At 71.0% G+C, this 13,957-nt stretch carries 14 protein-coding genes and 1 pseudogene; 10 read left to right on the top strand and 5 right to left on the bottom strand.

What is annotated here, in order from left to right; genetic code table 11:
* Positions 1-95: 95 nt before the first annotated feature.
* On the bottom strand, positions 96-1,709 hold the full coding sequence (locus tag FFT09_RS07520; protein ID WP_138382246.1) for an alanine/glycine:cation symporter family protein: 1,614 nt from the start codon (positions 1,707-1,709) through the stop codon (positions 96-98).
* 183 nt (positions 1,710-1,892) lie between these two features.
* Here FFT09_RS07520 and clpB point away from each other — a divergent pair, with 183 nt between their 5' ends.
* Both clpB and FFT09_RS07510 read left to right on the top strand, forming a co-directional pair.
* Positions 1,893-4,526 (top strand): ATP-dependent chaperone ClpB, encoded by a 2,634-nt coding sequence (gene clpB / locus FFT09_RS07515; protein WP_138382245.1) that lies wholly within the window; start codon positions 1,893-1,895, stop codon positions 4,524-4,526.
* Positions 4,527-4,583: 57 nt separating this feature from the next.
* Complete coding sequence (locus FFT09_RS07510) at positions 4,584-5,306, top strand: type III secretion system chaperone family protein (RefSeq protein WP_024877955.1); 723 nt, start codon at positions 4,584-4,586, stop codon at positions 5,304-5,306.
* A gap of 10 nt (positions 5,307-5,316) precedes the next feature.
* Here FFT09_RS07510 and FFT09_RS07505 read toward each other — a convergent pair whose 3' ends face one another.
* On the bottom strand, positions 5,317-5,655 hold the full coding sequence (locus tag FFT09_RS07505) for a hypothetical protein (RefSeq protein ID WP_138382244.1): 339 nt from the start codon (positions 5,653-5,655) through the stop codon (positions 5,317-5,319).
* A gap of 89 nt (positions 5,656-5,744) precedes the next feature.
* On the opposite strand from FFT09_RS07505, the gene FFT09_RS07500 reads away from it, so the two are divergent.
* The 6 genes from FFT09_RS07500 to FFT09_RS07480 all read left to right on the top strand — a co-directional run bounded on the left by FFT09_RS07500 (position 5,745) and on the right by FFT09_RS07480 (position 8,912).
* Entirely contained in the window at positions 5,745-6,512 is a 768-nt protein-coding gene (locus tag FFT09_RS07500; protein WP_138382243.1) for an SDR family NAD(P)-dependent oxidoreductase, read from the top strand.
* Between the two features lie 44 nt (positions 6,513-6,556).
* Positions 6,557-7,126, top strand: coding sequence for an orotate phosphoribosyltransferase (pyrE, locus tag FFT09_RS07495; RefSeq protein ID WP_208544382.1), 570 nt, complete (start codon positions 6,557-6,559; stop codon positions 7,124-7,126).
* A gap of 69 nt (positions 7,127-7,195) precedes the next feature.
* Positions 7,196-7,603, top strand: coding sequence for a DUF2784 domain-containing protein (locus FFT09_RS07490; RefSeq protein WP_024877959.1), 408 nt, complete (start codon positions 7,196-7,198; stop codon positions 7,601-7,603).
* Complete coding sequence (locus FFT09_RS07485; RefSeq protein ID WP_138382241.1) at positions 7,600-8,259, top strand: RNA methyltransferase; 660 nt, start codon at positions 7,600-7,602, stop codon at positions 8,257-8,259. Before FFT09_RS07490 ends, FFT09_RS07485 begins: the two co-directional genes overlap by 4 nt.
* Positions 8,260-8,322: 63 nt before the next feature.
* Complete coding sequence (locus FFT09_RS23515; RefSeq protein WP_425273046.1) at positions 8,323-8,511, top strand: hypothetical protein; 189 nt, start codon at positions 8,323-8,325, stop codon at positions 8,509-8,511.
* A complete protein-coding gene (locus FFT09_RS07480; RefSeq protein WP_279631014.1) occupies positions 8,457-8,912 on the top strand; it encodes an SAM-dependent methyltransferase in 456 nt (151 codons plus the stop codon). The genes FFT09_RS23515 and FFT09_RS07480 overlap by 55 nt, the downstream gene beginning before the upstream one ends.
* A 51-nt stretch (positions 8,913-8,963) precedes the next feature.
* Here the strand turns inward: FFT09_RS07480 and FFT09_RS07475 are convergent, their stop codons facing one another.
* Positions 8,964-9,983, bottom strand: a complete 1,020-nt coding sequence (locus FFT09_RS07475; RefSeq protein ID WP_024877964.1) for a LacI family DNA-binding transcriptional regulator — start codon at positions 9,981-9,983, stop codon at positions 8,964-8,966.
* Between the two features lie 120 nt (positions 9,984-10,103).
* Here FFT09_RS07475 and FFT09_RS07470 point away from each other — a divergent pair, with 120 nt between their 5' ends.
* Together FFT09_RS07470 and FFT09_RS07465 are read left to right on the top strand one after the other, a co-directional pair.
* Complete coding sequence (locus FFT09_RS07470; RefSeq protein WP_138382240.1) at positions 10,104-10,970, top strand: PfkB family carbohydrate kinase; 867 nt, start codon at positions 10,104-10,106, stop codon at positions 10,968-10,970.
* A 10-nt stretch (positions 10,971-10,980) separates the two neighbouring features.
* Positions 10,981-11,616 (top strand): nucleoside/nucleotide kinase family protein, encoded by a 636-nt coding sequence (locus FFT09_RS07465; protein ID WP_081192540.1) that lies wholly within the window; start codon positions 10,981-10,983, stop codon positions 11,614-11,616.
* A 10-nt stretch (positions 11,617-11,626) separates the two neighbouring features.
* Here FFT09_RS07465 and FFT09_RS07460 read toward each other — a convergent pair whose 3' ends face one another.
* Positions 11,627-12,304 (bottom strand): DedA family protein, encoded by a 678-nt coding sequence (locus FFT09_RS07460; protein WP_208544381.1) that lies wholly within the window; start codon positions 12,302-12,304, stop codon positions 11,627-11,629.
* Between the two features lie 76 nt (positions 12,305-12,380).
* Positions 12,381-13,943, bottom strand: a pseudogene (locus tag FFT09_RS07455) (MDR family MFS transporter); the annotation flags it as partial.
* Positions 13,944-13,957: the final 14 nt, after the last annotated feature.

Raw genomic sequence — 13,957 nt, 5'->3', positions numbered from 1 at the left:
TAGGTCCCCCGCCGGGGCGCCGGTAGCGCCCGGGTGTGGCACGGCCCCCGGACCGCCGAGGCGGTGACCGGGGGCCGCGATGCCTGTGCGGTAGGTCAGCTCCGCACCTTGTCGTCGTTGCGTTTCACCTCGCCGGAGCGCAGCTTGTCGCGGAAGCTGTTCACCTCCCGCTTCACCACCGGCACGAGGAGGTAGAGGCCGATGATGTTGAACAGCGCCAGCAGGAACAGCACCGCGTCCGCGAACGCCAGCACGCTGCCGAGCGACAGCACCGAGCCCGCGATCACGAACAGGCAGAAGATCACCTGGTAGGAACGCTCACTGATCCGGGACTTGCCGAACAGGAACAGCCACGCCTTCTGTCCGTAGTAGCCCCAGGTGATGAGCGTGGACAGCGCGAACAGCGCCACCGCGACCGTCAGCACGTAGGGGAACCACGGCAGCACCGTGCCGAACGCCTCGGAGGTGATCGTGACGCCCTGCTCGTTGCTCGGGGCCTCACCGCCCGCGAAGACGGTGGCCTGGGTGTCGAGCCACATCTGGGGCGAGGCGATGACGATGGTCAGCGCCGTCATCGTGCAGACCACGACGGTGTCGATGAACGGCTCCAGCAGCGCGACGTAGCCTTCGGTGGCCGGGTTCTTGGTCTTCACCGCCGAGTGCGCGATCGGGGCGGAACCCAGACCGGCCTCGTTGGAGAACGCGGAGCGCTGGAAGCCGACGATCAGGGCGCCGATCGCGCCACCGACCACGCCCTCGGGAGCGAACGCCCCACCGACGATCTCACCGACGGCGCCCGGAACCTGGTCGAGGTTGACCAGGATGACGATGAGGCAGGCGGCGATGTAGATGACCGCCATCGTGGGGACGAGCCTGCCGGTCACGGCACCCACCGACTTGATTCCGCCGATGATCACGATGCCGACGACGATCGCGAGGATGATCCCGAAGATCAGTGCCGCACCGGGGCCGCCGAGGAACCCGTCCTCACCACCGGTGACGTTGCGCAGCTGCGAGAAGGTCTGGTTGGCCTGGAACATGTTGCCGCCCGACAGGGCGAAGAACAGCAGCGCGATCGCGGTCAGCACGGCCAGCACCTTGCCGAGTCCGACGCCGAACGCGTTGGGGAACCGCTCGGCGAGGCCCTTGCGCAGGTAGTGCATCGGGCCGCCGGAGACCGTGCCGTCCTCGTGGATCTCGCGGTACTTCACGCCCAGCGTGCATTCGACGAACTTGGTGCACATGCCGAGCAGACCGGCCACGACCATCCAGAAGGTGGCTCCCGCGCCACCGATCGTGACCGCCACACCGACACCGGCGATGTTGCCGAGGCCGACCGTGCCGGAGACCGCGGAGGCGAGTGCCTGGAAGTGGCTGATCTCGCCAGGCTCAGTCTTGTCGGTGTACTTGCCGCGGACGATGTTCACCGCGAGCTTGAACTTTCGGAACTGGATGAAGCCGAAGTAGATCGTGAAGATCGTCGCCGCGAGGATGAGCCAGCCGACGATCCAGGGGAAACTGATGGAACCCAGCGAGATCTCGGCGAAGACGAACGCCGAGAGCCCTTCGGTCAACGGATCGAAAACGTCGTTGATCGCTTCCTCGATCGAGCCGAGGGTCCCCCCCTCGGCCGCGAGGACTTGAGAGGCTGCGCCGGTTGCGTCGGCCGGTGGGCCCGACGAGGCAGCCGCGCTGGTGATGACAGACATGGTCCGGTAGTTGACCCCAAAGGGTGGGAGATGACAAGAGGCAGCGGCTATCTGTTACCCGTTGTTACTTCGAAACTGCACGATTGAGCCTAGTTGAGCGGAACACGCTCAACTTTTCTGTCGTTATGTCTGTCGAGACGTATCTCAGCGACGTCGGCACGGCACGGACATCAGAGGTGAGGGATGGACGCTTTCAACCCGACCACGAAGACCCAGCAGGCGATCTCCTCGGCCGCCCAGGCGGCCACGATGGCGGGCAACCCGGAGATCTCGGCGGCTCACCTGCTGGGCGCGCTGCTGTCCCAGGGCGACGGCCTGGCAGCGCCCCTGCTCGCCGCCGTCGGTGCGGACGCCGCCGTCGTCCGCACCGAACTGGAGCCCGTCGTCGCGGGGCTCCCGTCCGCCACCGGCGCCACGGTGTCGTCGCCGCAGTTCGACACCCACGCGGTGAAGTCGCTGACCCACGCCCAGAAGCTCGCGACCGAACTGGGTGACGAGTACGTGTCCACCGAGCACCTGCTCGTCGGCCTCGCCGCCGAGGGCGGTCCGGTCGCGGCACTGCTGACGCGGCACGGCGCGACCCCCGACGCGCTGCGGGACGCCTTCACCAAGGTGCGCGGCTCGGCGCGGGTCACCACGCCGGACCCGGAGGGCACGTACCAGGCGCTGGAGAAGTACGGCGTCGATCTCACCGAGCGTGCGAGGTCGGGTGAGCTGGACCCGGTCATCGGCCGGGACGCCGAGATCCGGCGGGTGGTCCAGGTGCTGTCGCGACGCACCAAGAACAACCCGGTGCTGATCGGTGAGCCCGGGGTCGGCAAGACCGCCATCGTCGAGGGCCTCGCGCAGCGGATCGTGGCTGGTGACGTGCCGGAGTCGTTGCGCGGCAAGCGGGTGGTCGCGCTGGACCTCGGCTCGATGGTCGCCGGCGCGAAGTACCGGGGGGAGTTCGAGGAGCGGCTCAAGGCCGTACTCAAGGAGATCAAGGACTCCGAGGGCCAGGTCGTGACCTTCATCGACGAGCTGCACACGCTCGTGGGCGCGGGCGCGGGCGCGGCGGGCGGCGGGGACTCGTCGCTCGACGCAGGCAACATGATCAAGCCGATGCTGGCCCGTGGCGAGCTGCGCATGGTCGGTGCGACCACGCTGGACGAGTACCGGCAGCACATCGAGAAGGACGCCGCGCTGGAACGGCGGTTCCAGCAGGTCCTCGTCGGTGAGCCGTCGGTGGAGGACGCCGTCGGCATCCTGCGCGGGCTCAAGGAGCGCTACGAGGTACACCACGGGGTGCGCATCACCGATGCCGCGCTGGTGGCCGCGGCCACGCTGTCCGACCGCTACATCACGGCCCGGTTCCTCCCCGACAAGGCCATCGACCTCGTGGACGAGGCCGCGTCCCGGCTGCGCATGGAGATCGACTCCCGCCCCGTCGAGATCGACGAGGTGGAACGCGCCGTGCGCCGCAGGGAGATCGAGGAGATGGCGCTGTCCAAGGAGGACGACCCGGCGTCCCGTGACCGGCTGGTGTCGCTGCGCGCCGAGCTGGCCTCCCAGCGGGAGGAACTGAACGCGCTCACGGCGCGGTGGCAGAACGAGAAGGGCTCGATCGAGCGGGTCCGTGAGCTGAAGGAACAGCTCGAGCAGTTGCGTGGCGAGGCGGACCGGGCCGAGCGTGACACCGACCTGGGGCGAGCGGCGGAGCTGCGCTACGGCCGCATTCCCGCGCTGGAGAAGGACCTGGCCGAGGCGACCCGCGCCAGTGAGAACACGGCCGACGTGATGTTGAAGGAGGAGGTCGGCGCCGACGACGTGGCCGACGTCGTGAGCGCGTGGACCGGAATCCCGGCCGGACGGCTGCTGGAGGGCGAGACCGGCAAGCTGCTGCGCATGGAGGACGAACTCGGCCGCAGGGTCGTCGGCCAGTCCGACGCCGTGCGGGTGGTGTCGGACGCGGTGCGGCGGGCCCGCGCCGGGGTGGCCGACCCCGACCGCCCGACCGGCTCGTTCCTGTTCCTCGGCCCGACCGGTGTGGGCAAGACGGAGCTGGCGAAGGCGCTGGCCGAGTTCCTGTTCGACGACGAGCGGGCCATCCTGCGCATCGACATGAGCGAGTACAGCGAGAAGCACTCCGTCGCGCGGCTGGTCGGGGCGCCTCCCGGCTACGTCGGCTACGACCAGGGCGGGCAGCTCACCGAGTCGGTGCGCAGGCGGCCGTACTCGGTCGTCCTGCTCGACGAGGTGGAGAAGGCGCACCCCGACGTGTTCGACGTGCTGTTGCAGGTGCTCGACGACGGCAGGCTCACCGACGGCCAGGGCCGCACCGTCGACTTCCGCAACACCATCCTGGTGCTGACGTCGAACCTGGGTTCGCAGGCCATCGCGGACCCGACGCTGTCGGAGGACCAGCGCACGGACGCCGTGCTGAGCGTGGTGCGGCAGCACTTCAAGCCGGAGTTCCTCAACCGGCTCGACGACGTCGTGGTCTTCCACGCGCTCGGCACCGAGCAGCTCGGCGAGATCGTGGACATTCAGATCGACCGGCTGGGAGCGCGACTCGCGCAGCGGCGGCTCAGCCTGGACGTCACCCCGGCGGCCCGCGAGTGGCTGGCGCTCACCGGCTACGACCCGATCTACGGTGCGCGGCCCCTGCGGCGGCTGGTGCAGTCCGCGATCGGCGACGAGCTGGCACGCGAGCTGCTGTCCGGTGAGATCAAGGACGGCGACACCGTGCGGGTCGACACGCCCGAGTTCGACACGGGAGCGGACGTGCTCCGGGTCGGTCGCGGGGACCGCGCGGAGAATGCTCCGAACGAGTAGGCCCGACACGGCCCGCTGATCTTGGTCGGCGGGCCGTGGCGGCTACCCTGTATCGCCGTGGGTATTCCAGCGTGGATCTGGTTCGTCATCGCCGCCGTCGCCGCGGTCGCGGGGCTCGCCCTGCTCACCGCGGACCGGGCCAGGGAGAGTTCGCGCCATCGTGAGCGCGCACGCTGGGCCGAGCTTCGCGGCTGGCAGTACGTCGAGGAGGACGAACGGCTGCCCCGGCAGTGGACGGGGGGCGCGATCGGCTACTTCGGCGCGCAGGGTGCCGTCAACGTCGTCGCGGGTTCGACCTTCACCTCCGACGGGCGACGGCCGGTGTTCGTGTTCGACATCGAGGCGGACAACGTCATCCCGGCGGTCATCGTGGCCGTGCGGTGCAACCGCAAGCACCCGGTGCTGCTGGAGCTGTGGCTGGCGAGCGTGCCGTTCCAGCGAGCCGAGATGCCGGAGCTGCTGGGGCCGGTCGGGCAGCGTTACGCCTTCGCCGACGACGTCACGAAGGCCCGCGCGATGGTGAGCCAGGACCTCGTGGACTCGGCCGACGCGCTGGGCGGCGACGTGGGTGTCGCGTGGCTGGAGGGCGAGTGGGTGCTCGCCAGCGTGGCGCCCAACGTGGGTCCGTCGCGGCTGGAGCGCCTGCTGCGCGACCTCGGCGAGATCGCCGACATCGTCGATCCGTTCGACGAGGAGCCCGAGGCCGGCGGGACCGTGGTCAGCCTGTCCAGTGTCGAGACCGGTGGCGATCGTGCCGCGGACAGCGGCGCCGAGAGCTGAACCGGACGTTTCAGTTGAGTTCGAGCGTGCCCGACAGGTACGCGGGCTCGTCCGGCGGCTCCAGCGGAGGTGGCTCGGTGCGGGACTGGCCGAGGGGTTCGTGCCACGGCCCCGGGTCGGCGGGCGGGTCGTCCTCCAGATCCAGCGCACCGGTGAACCGGCCGCTGTCCTGGATGGACAGCTCGCGGTAGGTCAGCGTGTGCTCCACGGGTTCCGAGCCCGCCGCGAAACCCTCGGCGTAGGAATCGGCGTCGAGACCGCCGGTGTTCGCGGGCGGGCCCGCCGCGCCGGTCAGGGCTGCCGTGAAGCCGCGCACGAACGACAGGTAGTCGGTGGCACCGGTTGGCATGTGGCTTCATTCCTCGGTCGATGCGGGCCGCGGTCGAAACATACTGCCTGCTGCGGGTGAGCTGATCGCGAGGGCGGTACTTTGGGATCATGCCAGTCGCATTGATCACAGGAGCGACCGCCGGTATCGGCGCCGCGTTCGCCGACCGGCTCGCCGCCCAGCGCTACGACCTCGTGCTGGTCGCGCGGGACGAGGCCCGGCTGGCCGAGCAGGCCCGCCGCCTCGGCGAGACCCACGGGGTGCGGGTGGACACGCTGCCAGCCGACCTGTCGTCCCGGGACGGGATGGCCGTCGTGGAGCGGCGGCTGGCGGAGCCGGACGTGTCCCTGCTGGTGAACAACGCCGGCCTCGGGCTCGCGGGCGAGTTCTGGACCGCCTCGATGGACGAGGTGCAGCACCAGCTCGACGTCAACGTGACGGCCGTGCTGCGGCTGACGAGGGCGGCACTGCCCGCCATGCGGGCCCGCGGTGCGGGAGCGATCATCAACGTCTCCAGCGTGGCCGGGTTCGTCTCCGGACGCGGCTCCACGTACACGGCCAGCAAGGCGTGGGTCACCTCGTTCTCCGACGGGCTCGCCTCGGCGTTGCACGGCTCCGGCGTGCGCGTGCTCGCCCTGTGCCCCGGTTTCACACGCACCGAGTTCCACGACAGGGCCGGCCTGGAGAAGTCCGGTCCGTCGATGTTCTGGCTGTCGCCGCGGAGGGTCGTGGACGAGGCGCTGGCCGATCTGCGGCGGGGCAAGGTCGTGTCCGTGCCCAGCAAGCGGTACAAGGTCGTCGTCGCGGTGGGGCGGCTGCTGCCGAGGGAACTCGTGCGCAGGCTCGGCGGCCGGTTCGCGGGTCGCGACCGAACCTGAGCCTGTCCGTGGGGGCGGGCCGCGTCGTGCCAGACTAGGTGTCCGTGGCGAAACGTTCTCCCTCCCTCGACCCCGCAGCGAAGATCGAACTGGCTCGGCTGGTCACCGAACTCTGCGTGGTCCACGGCAAGGTCACCCTGGCGTCCGGGGTGGAAGCCGACTACTACGTGGACCTGCGCAGGGCGACCCTGCACCACGCGGCAGCCCCGCTGATCGGCACGCTGCTGCGCCAGCTCACCGCCGACTGGGACTTCGTGGCGGTCGGCGGCCTCACCCTCGGAGCCGATCCGGTGGCGACGGCCATGCTGCACTCCGCGGCGGCCGACGACGTGGTGCTCGATGCCTTCGTGGTGCGCAAGTCGCTCAAGGAGCACGGTATGCAGCGCCGTATCGAGGGCATGGCGGTGGCGGGTCAGCGCGTGCTCGCCGTGGAGGACACCTCGACCACCGGAGGCAGCGTGCTCACGGCCGTCGACGCGCTACACGAGGCCGGGGCGACCGTGGTGGGCGTGGCCACGGTTGTCGACCGGGGTACCGGTGCCGCCGAGGCCATCGAGGCCAGGGGGCTGCCCTACCGCTCCCTGCTCGATCTCGACGACCTCGGGCTCACCTGAAAAACCGGAACTCGATCGACTCGGCCCGAGTACCGTGAGCCCGGGGAGCCGACACGGGCAGGTGGGGCGATGCTGGGGTGGCCGGAGACGCTGGAACGGCTGACGGCGCTGACGACGGGACTGCACGTCCTGGCTCTGCTCTACATCGGCCTCGGCGGGTTTCTGGCCTGGTGGGTGCCCCGCTCGATCGTCGTGCATGTCGGGTTCGCGGCGTGGGGCGTCGCGGTCACGCTGTTGCCCCTGACGTGTCCGCTGACCGCCGTGGAGGACTTCCTGCGCGAGTTGCGCGGACTGGGTCCGTTGCCGGGCGGGTTCAACGAGCACTACCTCTACGACACCGTGGTCCCGCGTGAGCTGCTGCCCGCGGTGGGCGTTGCCGCGCTGGTGCTCGTCGCCACGTCCTACGCGGGCTGTCACGCCCGTGCCCGCGCCCGGCGGGACACGGCCGTGTCCCGGCCGAGCACAATGGCGGAGTGAACCAGCAGGCGGAACCGGTGGGGCCGAGTGAATGGACGCACCGCGACGAGGTGGGCGTCGGTCCGTGGCGGGGACCGTGGCCGACCGGCGAGCACTACGACCCGGACCTGCTGGAGCACGGCGACCGGCGCAACGTCGTCGACGCCTACCGCTACTGGCGCCGGGAGGCGATCGTGGCGGACGTCGACACGCGCAGGCATCCGTTCCACGTCGCCATCGAGAACTTCCAGCACGACCACAACATCGGCACCGTGGTGCGCACGGCGAACGCGTTCGCGGCGGCCGCCGTGCACATCGTGGGCAGGCGGCGATGGAACCGCCGTGGCGCGATGGTGACCGATCGCTACCAGCACCTGTACCACCACGCCGAGGTCGCGGGCCTTGCCGAGTACGCGGCCACGCACCGGCTGACGATCGTCGCCGTGGACAACACACCCGGGGCTCTGCCGATCGAGACGGCGGAACTGCCCAGGGACTGTGTGCTGCTGTTCGGGCAGGAGGGGCCGGGCCTCTCGGAGGACGCGCAGCGGGCGGCGGCACTGCGCGTGTCGATCGCGCAGTTCGGCACCACGCGCTCGCTGAACGCCGGAGTCGCGGCCGGCATCGTGATGCACGGCTGGATACGCGCGCATGCCGACCTCTCGATGGCGTGGTGAGACCACTCGGCGAATCCACCGAGTAGCTTCGAGGAACTCGCGTGGGCGAACCGGCACTTCCTGGTGCGTGCGGTGCGGTTCCTCGCCGTCAACGCTGGTCTCACGCAGTTCCTCGACTGCGGGTTGCCTGGCCACTGCGGAGAACACGCACCAGATCGTGCAGCGCTACCACCGCGCGTGCACGGTGGTCTACGCGGATGGTCGAGGCCGACATCTTCGGCCCCGGTGGCGTGCTGGGGCACAGCACCGTGACCGAACGCCTCGACCTCACCCGCCCGCTCGCGCTGTTGCAGGTCAGCACCCTGCACCACTACACGGCGGATGTGGCGGCGATGATGCGCGGCTACTTTGACGCGCTGCCGTCGGGGTCGTACGTGGTGCTCTCGCACCTGCTCGACCCGGAGGACCCGGAGCTCACGCCGACGGCCCGCAAACTGGAGCGAGTCGCGCTGGGTAGCGCGATGGGCTCGGGCACCTTCCGTACCCGTGTGGAGATCGAGCGGATCGTCGAAGGCTGGGAGATCGTGCCACCGGGGCCGGACCGCGAGCCGGGACTGTCCCTGTGCGCGCAGTGGTGGCCCGACGGTCCGCTGCTGCGGCCCCTGACCACGACGGAACACTTCTTCGGCTGCGTGGTGGCCCGCAAACCCTGAGCCCCTACCGCGCGGCCGGATGGCGGCACGTATGCCCGGGACGGCCCGCCGCTATCGGCAGCCGCACGAGCGCCGGTGTCGGAAGGCCGGGCGCAGGCGCACGGTCTCCGGGGCGCGGTCGGGGTCGTGCAGGCGGGCCAGCAACAGCCGGACGGCCCGGCGGCCGATCTCGGCCACCGGTTGCGCCATCGCCGTGATGGGTGGGTCGACGAGGTCGGCCCACTCGGGATCGTCGTACCCGGCCAGCGCGAGGTCGTCGCCGACGCGCCGCCCGCGTCGTCGTGCCTCGTGGAGCACGCCGACCAGCATGGCGTCGTTGGCCACGACCACGGCCGTCGCGGGTTCGGGCCGGTCGAGCAGGCGAGAAAGCGCCTCGGCGGCGCGGTCGCGGTCGGAGTACCCGCAGGCCACCAGCGCCGGGTCCCACGGCAGCCCGGCACGGCCGAGCCCGAGCCGGTAACCGAGGGTGCGTTCGTCGCTGGTCGCGAGGCCCTCGGCGCCGCTGACGAGGCCGATCCTGCGGTGGCCGTGCGCGGCGAGGTGCTCGGTGAGCGCCGAGGTCGCCTGGATGTTCTCCGCGCCCACCTGGTCGAGTTCGCCCTTCGGGCTGAGGCGGTCGACGAGCACCGTGGGTACGCCGACGGAGCGGAGTTCGCCCACCACGGTCCCGTCTCCCGGCACCGGCGTGAGCAGCAGCCCCTCCACCCGCCGGGCCCGTAGCGCCCTGACGATGTCCTGTTCGGTGGCGACCGTGTCGTGGGTGTCGGACAGCAGCACGCTGTAGCCCGCGGCGGCTGCTTCGCGTTCGATGGCCTGGATGAGGGTGGCGAAGTACGGGTTCGCCAGCAGCGAGATCGCGACGCCGATCGAGCGGGTTCCGCCGGTCACGAGCGAGCGCGCGATCACGTCCCCGGTGTAGCCGGTGCGCTCGACGGCGCCGAGGACGGCCGCGCGGGTGTCCGGTGCCACGGGCCGGGTTCCGTTGACCACGTGCGAGACCGTGGTGATGGACACTCCGGCGAGCTCGGCGATGTCGCGTTGCGTCGGCCTTCTCGCTCGGGACGGCGGCATGCCCTGTCCTTTCGCGCTACTCACGTCGGCGGGTGGCCAAGCGTTTGCGCAAACGCTTGCCGCAGAGGATAGCCGTTGCCTACCGTGCCAGGCAGGATTCGAGACGGGAGGGCGACGACGGTGAGGGTGCTGCTCGCTGGCCTGTGCACCGTCGACCTCGTGCAGCGGGTCGAGCACCTGCCGCGACCCGGGCAGAAGGTGCAGTCGGAGGGGATGGCGCTCGCCGCGGGCGGGCCCGCCACGAACGCCGCCGTCACGGTCGCCGCGCTCGGCGGGCAGGCTCTCCTGCTGACCGCGCTCGGCCGCCATCCGCTCGCCGAACTCGCCAGGACCGACCTGGCCGGGTGCGGGGTCACCGTGCTCGACTGCCTGCCGGAGTCCGACGATCCACCGGCGCTCAGTGCGGTCACCGTCCGTGACGGCGACGGGGAGCGGACCGTCGTCTCCCCCAACGCGGCGGCACGGCCCGCCGCACAGGTTGCACCGGACTTCGACGCCGCGACGCTGGCCGCGTGGCTGCCGGAACCGGCCCCGGACGCCGTGCTCGTGGACGGACACCACCCGGCCCTCGCCCTGGCCGCCGCCGAATGGGCGCGGGCGCACGACCGGCCGGTGGTCGTGGATGCCGGCAGCTGGCGACCGGTGTTCGCCGACCTCTTCCCGCTGGCCGACGTCGTGGCGTGCTCGGCGCAGTTCACGGCTCCGGCCGGTGCGCTCGACGCGGTCCCCACGGTGATCACCACGGCGGGGCCGGACCCCGTGCGGTGGCACGGTCCCGGCGGCGCGGGCGAGGTCGCCGTGCCGACCGTGGCCGCACGCGACACGCTGGGGGCGGGTGACGTCTGGCACGGGGCACTCGTGTCCCGTGCGGGCGAACCCGACACCGCAGCGGTGATCGAGTTCGCCAACGCCGTGGCCGCCGAGCGGGTGCGGCACGTGGGTCCCCGAAGCTGGCTCGGCCCCGTCGGTGCGCTGGCGGGGCGATGATGGGAGTGAGATGACGTCGTTCGACGAACTGCTCGACCGCGCGCACGGGCTCGCGGACCGGGACGGCCGCACCGTGCTCGGCATCGCGGGGGCCCCCGCCGCGGGCAAGACCTCCTTGGCGTGGCGGCTGGCCGACGCGCTCGGCGCGCAGGCCACGGTGATCGGCATGGACGGGTTCCATCTCGCCCAGGTGGAGCTGCACCGGCTCGGCAGGACGGACCGCAAGGGCGCGCCCGACACCTTCGACGCGCACGGCTACGTCCACCTGGTCCGGCGGCTCGCCGAGGGTGACGAGCTGGTCTACGCGCCCGAGTTCCGCCGGGAGATCGAGGAGCCCATCGCCGGAGCCGTTCCCGTGCCGCCCGGTGTCCGCCTGGTCATCACCGAGGGCAACTACCTGCTGCTCGACACCGAGCCGTGGAACGAACTGCGTTCCCTGCTCGACGAGGTGTGGTTCCTGCAGCCGGACGAGGACGAGCGGCTGGAACGGCTGGTCACCCGGCACCGCAAGTTCGGGCGGTCGCTGGTGGAGGCGCAGCAGCGGGCGCGGGGTTCCGACCAGCGCAACGCCGATCTGATCGCGCACACGGCCCGCCGCGCCGACGTGGTGATCAACGACATGGAGCTGCCGCGCTTCGCGGTGTGACCGGACGGCGTCAGGCGCGGGTCGGCTCGGTGGGGTCGTCGTCGTCCACCGGCCTGCCCATCTCCTGCCGGTAGCGCCACACGCCGTAGGCGGTCCCGGCGACGAACAGTGCGACGCCGCCCCACACGAGCGCGTGGTTGAGCCACGGGATCGTCGCGAGCTGTTCCGCGGCGTAGAAGCCGACGAGCACCAGCGAGGGCACCCACAGCAGCGCACCCGCGGTGGTGGCCAGCAGGAACCGGCGCGCGTTCATCCCGGCAGCCCCCGCCACGAGCGGAGCCAGCGTGCGCACCCACGGGAGCCAGCGCGCCGCCACGATCGCCAGGAAGCCTCGGCGGTCGAGGAACGCGCGCGCCCGGTCGAGATTCTGCCGGTTCAGCACCCGGCCGCCCCTGCGGGCGAGGAACCGGGTCCCGGTCCGGCTGCCCACCGCGTAGCCGACCTGGTTGCCCGCGACGGCGGTGAGCAGGGCCACCAGCGACAACGCCCACGCCTGTGCCTCGGCGCCATGCTGGGCCAGCACCACGCCCGCCGCGAACAGCAGCGAGTCCCCCGGCAGGAACAGCCCGATGATCAACGCGCACTCGACGAAGACGAAGCCGAGGACGATGACCCACACCAGCAGCGGGCCCGCCGTCGCCAGCCGGTCGAGGCCGACCGTCGCCGCCTCGGCGTTCACCGCGTACACGTCCGGAAGGGTACGGGGACCGGGCGGGTCGCGGCCGTGACGCGGCACACGAGCCGCCGTGTCACCCGAGCGCGGCGGCGGCGCTGTCGGGGTCCGAACCCGGCTCTCCCGGCTTGTCGCGTTCCGCGCCGGAGCCGCCCTCCAGGGGGATCTCCCGCATGAACAGCAGCACCACGAACGCCAGCGCGGCGACCCCGGCACCGAGGTAGAACACCGAGCTGATCGACTCGGTGAACCCGACGAGGAACGGCCGGGCCTGCTCGACGGGGAGCTGCTGGAGGAACGAGGAGTCGGCCATGATGTCGCCGCCCGCGTTCATGGCCTCCGAGGGCAGTCCGGACTCGGCGAAGGCCCGCGAGATGTTGCCGGTCAGCGTGCTGAAGACGATGGAGAGGAACACCGCGACGCCGAGCGTGCCGCCGATCTGCCGGAAGAACGTCGCCGAGGCGGTGGACACGCCCATGTCCCGGCGCGGCCCGGCGTTCTGCACGGCGATGATGAGGGTTTGCATGCAGTTGCCGAGTCCGAACCCGATGACGGCCATCACCACCATCACCTGCCACACCGGCGTGTCCCACTCGACCTGGGCGAACAGCAGCATGCCCACGGTCATCAGCGCGGTCCCGAACACCGGGAAGATCTTGTAGCGGCCGGTCCGGGAGGTCAGCTGGCCCGACAGCACGGAGCCCGACATGGTGCCCGCCATCAGCGGCAGCATCAGCATTCCCGCCGCTGTCGGGGAGTAGCCCTGAACGATCTGCAGGTACTGCGGGATCAGGGTGATCGAGCCGAACATCGCGACACCCACGATCACACCCCCGGCGATGGCGACGCTGAACGTCGAGTTGCGGAACAGCCGCAGCGGGATCAGTGCCGCGTCGCGCATGTGCCGCTCGATCAGCAGGAAGGCCACGAGCCCCGCGCCACCGATGGCGTAACAGGTCAGCGCGGCGCCGGAACTCCAGCCCCATTCGCGCCCCTGCTCGGCCACCAGCAGCAGCGGGACGAGGCAGACCACCAGCGCGAGCCCACCCCACCAGTCGATGCGGTGGTCGTGCCGGTTGTGCGGCACGTTGAGCACCTTGGCCACGACGAACAGCGCCACCGCGCCCAGCGGGACGTTGACGAGGAACACCCAGCGCCAGCCCTCGAACCCGAGGACCGGGTCGAGCCCGGCGAAGAAGCCACCCAGCACCGGTCCGAGCACGGTGGAGGTGCCGAACACGGCGAGGAAGAACCCCTGGTAGCGCGCCCGCTCCCGCGGTGGCACGAGATCACCGAGGATCGTCAGCGCCAGCGACATCAGTCCGCCGGCCCCGATGCCCTGCACGGCCCGGAACGCGGCGAGCTGGTACATGCTCTGCGCGAACGCCGACGCGAGGGAGCCCGCCACGAAGATGGTGATGGCGGCGAGGTAAAAGGGTTTGCGCCCGTAGATGTCCGAAAGCTTGCCGTAGATGGGCGTGGCGATCGTCGCGGTGATCAGGTAGGCGGTGGTGATCCACGCCTGCATGCTCAGGCCGTGCAGGTCGTCGGCGATCGTGCGGATCGCCGTGCCGACGATGGTCTGGTCCAGCGCGGCCAGGAACATGCCGGTCATCAGTCCGACGAGGATGACGACGATCTGCCGGTGGCTCAGCGCCGGAGCGGCGT

This window comes from Saccharomonospora piscinae (assembly GCF_005862235.1).
Taxonomy (GTDB): Bacteria; Actinomycetota; Actinomycetes; order Mycobacteriales; family Pseudonocardiaceae; genus Saccharomonospora; species Saccharomonospora piscinae.
This window is presented reverse-complemented; position numbering and strand designations above follow the sequence as displayed.

Bases quoted from the DNA above. Each gene is read 5' to 3' on its own strand.
- FFT09_RS07475 (WP_024877964.1), bottom strand. From the start codon at position 9,983: ATGCCGCCGTCCCGAGCGAGAAGGCCGACGCAACGCGACATCGCCGAG.
- FFT09_RS07465 (WP_081192540.1), top strand. From the start codon at position 10,981: ATGACGTCGTTCGACGAACTGCTCGACCGCGCGCACGGGCTCGCGGAC.
- clpB (WP_138382245.1), top strand. From the start codon at position 1,893: ATGGACGCTTTCAACCCGACCACGAAGACCCAGCAGGCGATCTCCTCG.
- FFT09_RS07520 (WP_138382246.1), bottom strand. From the start codon at position 1,709: ATGTCTGTCATCACCAGCGCGGCTGCCTCGTCGGGCCCACCGGCCGAC.
- FFT09_RS07505 (WP_138382244.1), bottom strand. From the start codon at position 5,655: ATGCCAACCGGTGCCACCGACTACCTGTCGTTCGTGCGCGGCTTCACG.
- FFT09_RS07500 (WP_138382243.1), top strand. From the start codon at position 5,745: ATGCCAGTCGCATTGATCACAGGAGCGACCGCCGGTATCGGCGCCGCG.
- FFT09_RS07490 (WP_024877959.1), top strand. From the start codon at position 7,196: ATGCTGGGGTGGCCGGAGACGCTGGAACGGCTGACGGCGCTGACGACG.
- FFT09_RS07480 (WP_279631014.1), top strand. From the start codon at position 8,457: ATGGTCGAGGCCGACATCTTCGGCCCCGGTGGCGTGCTGGGGCACAGC.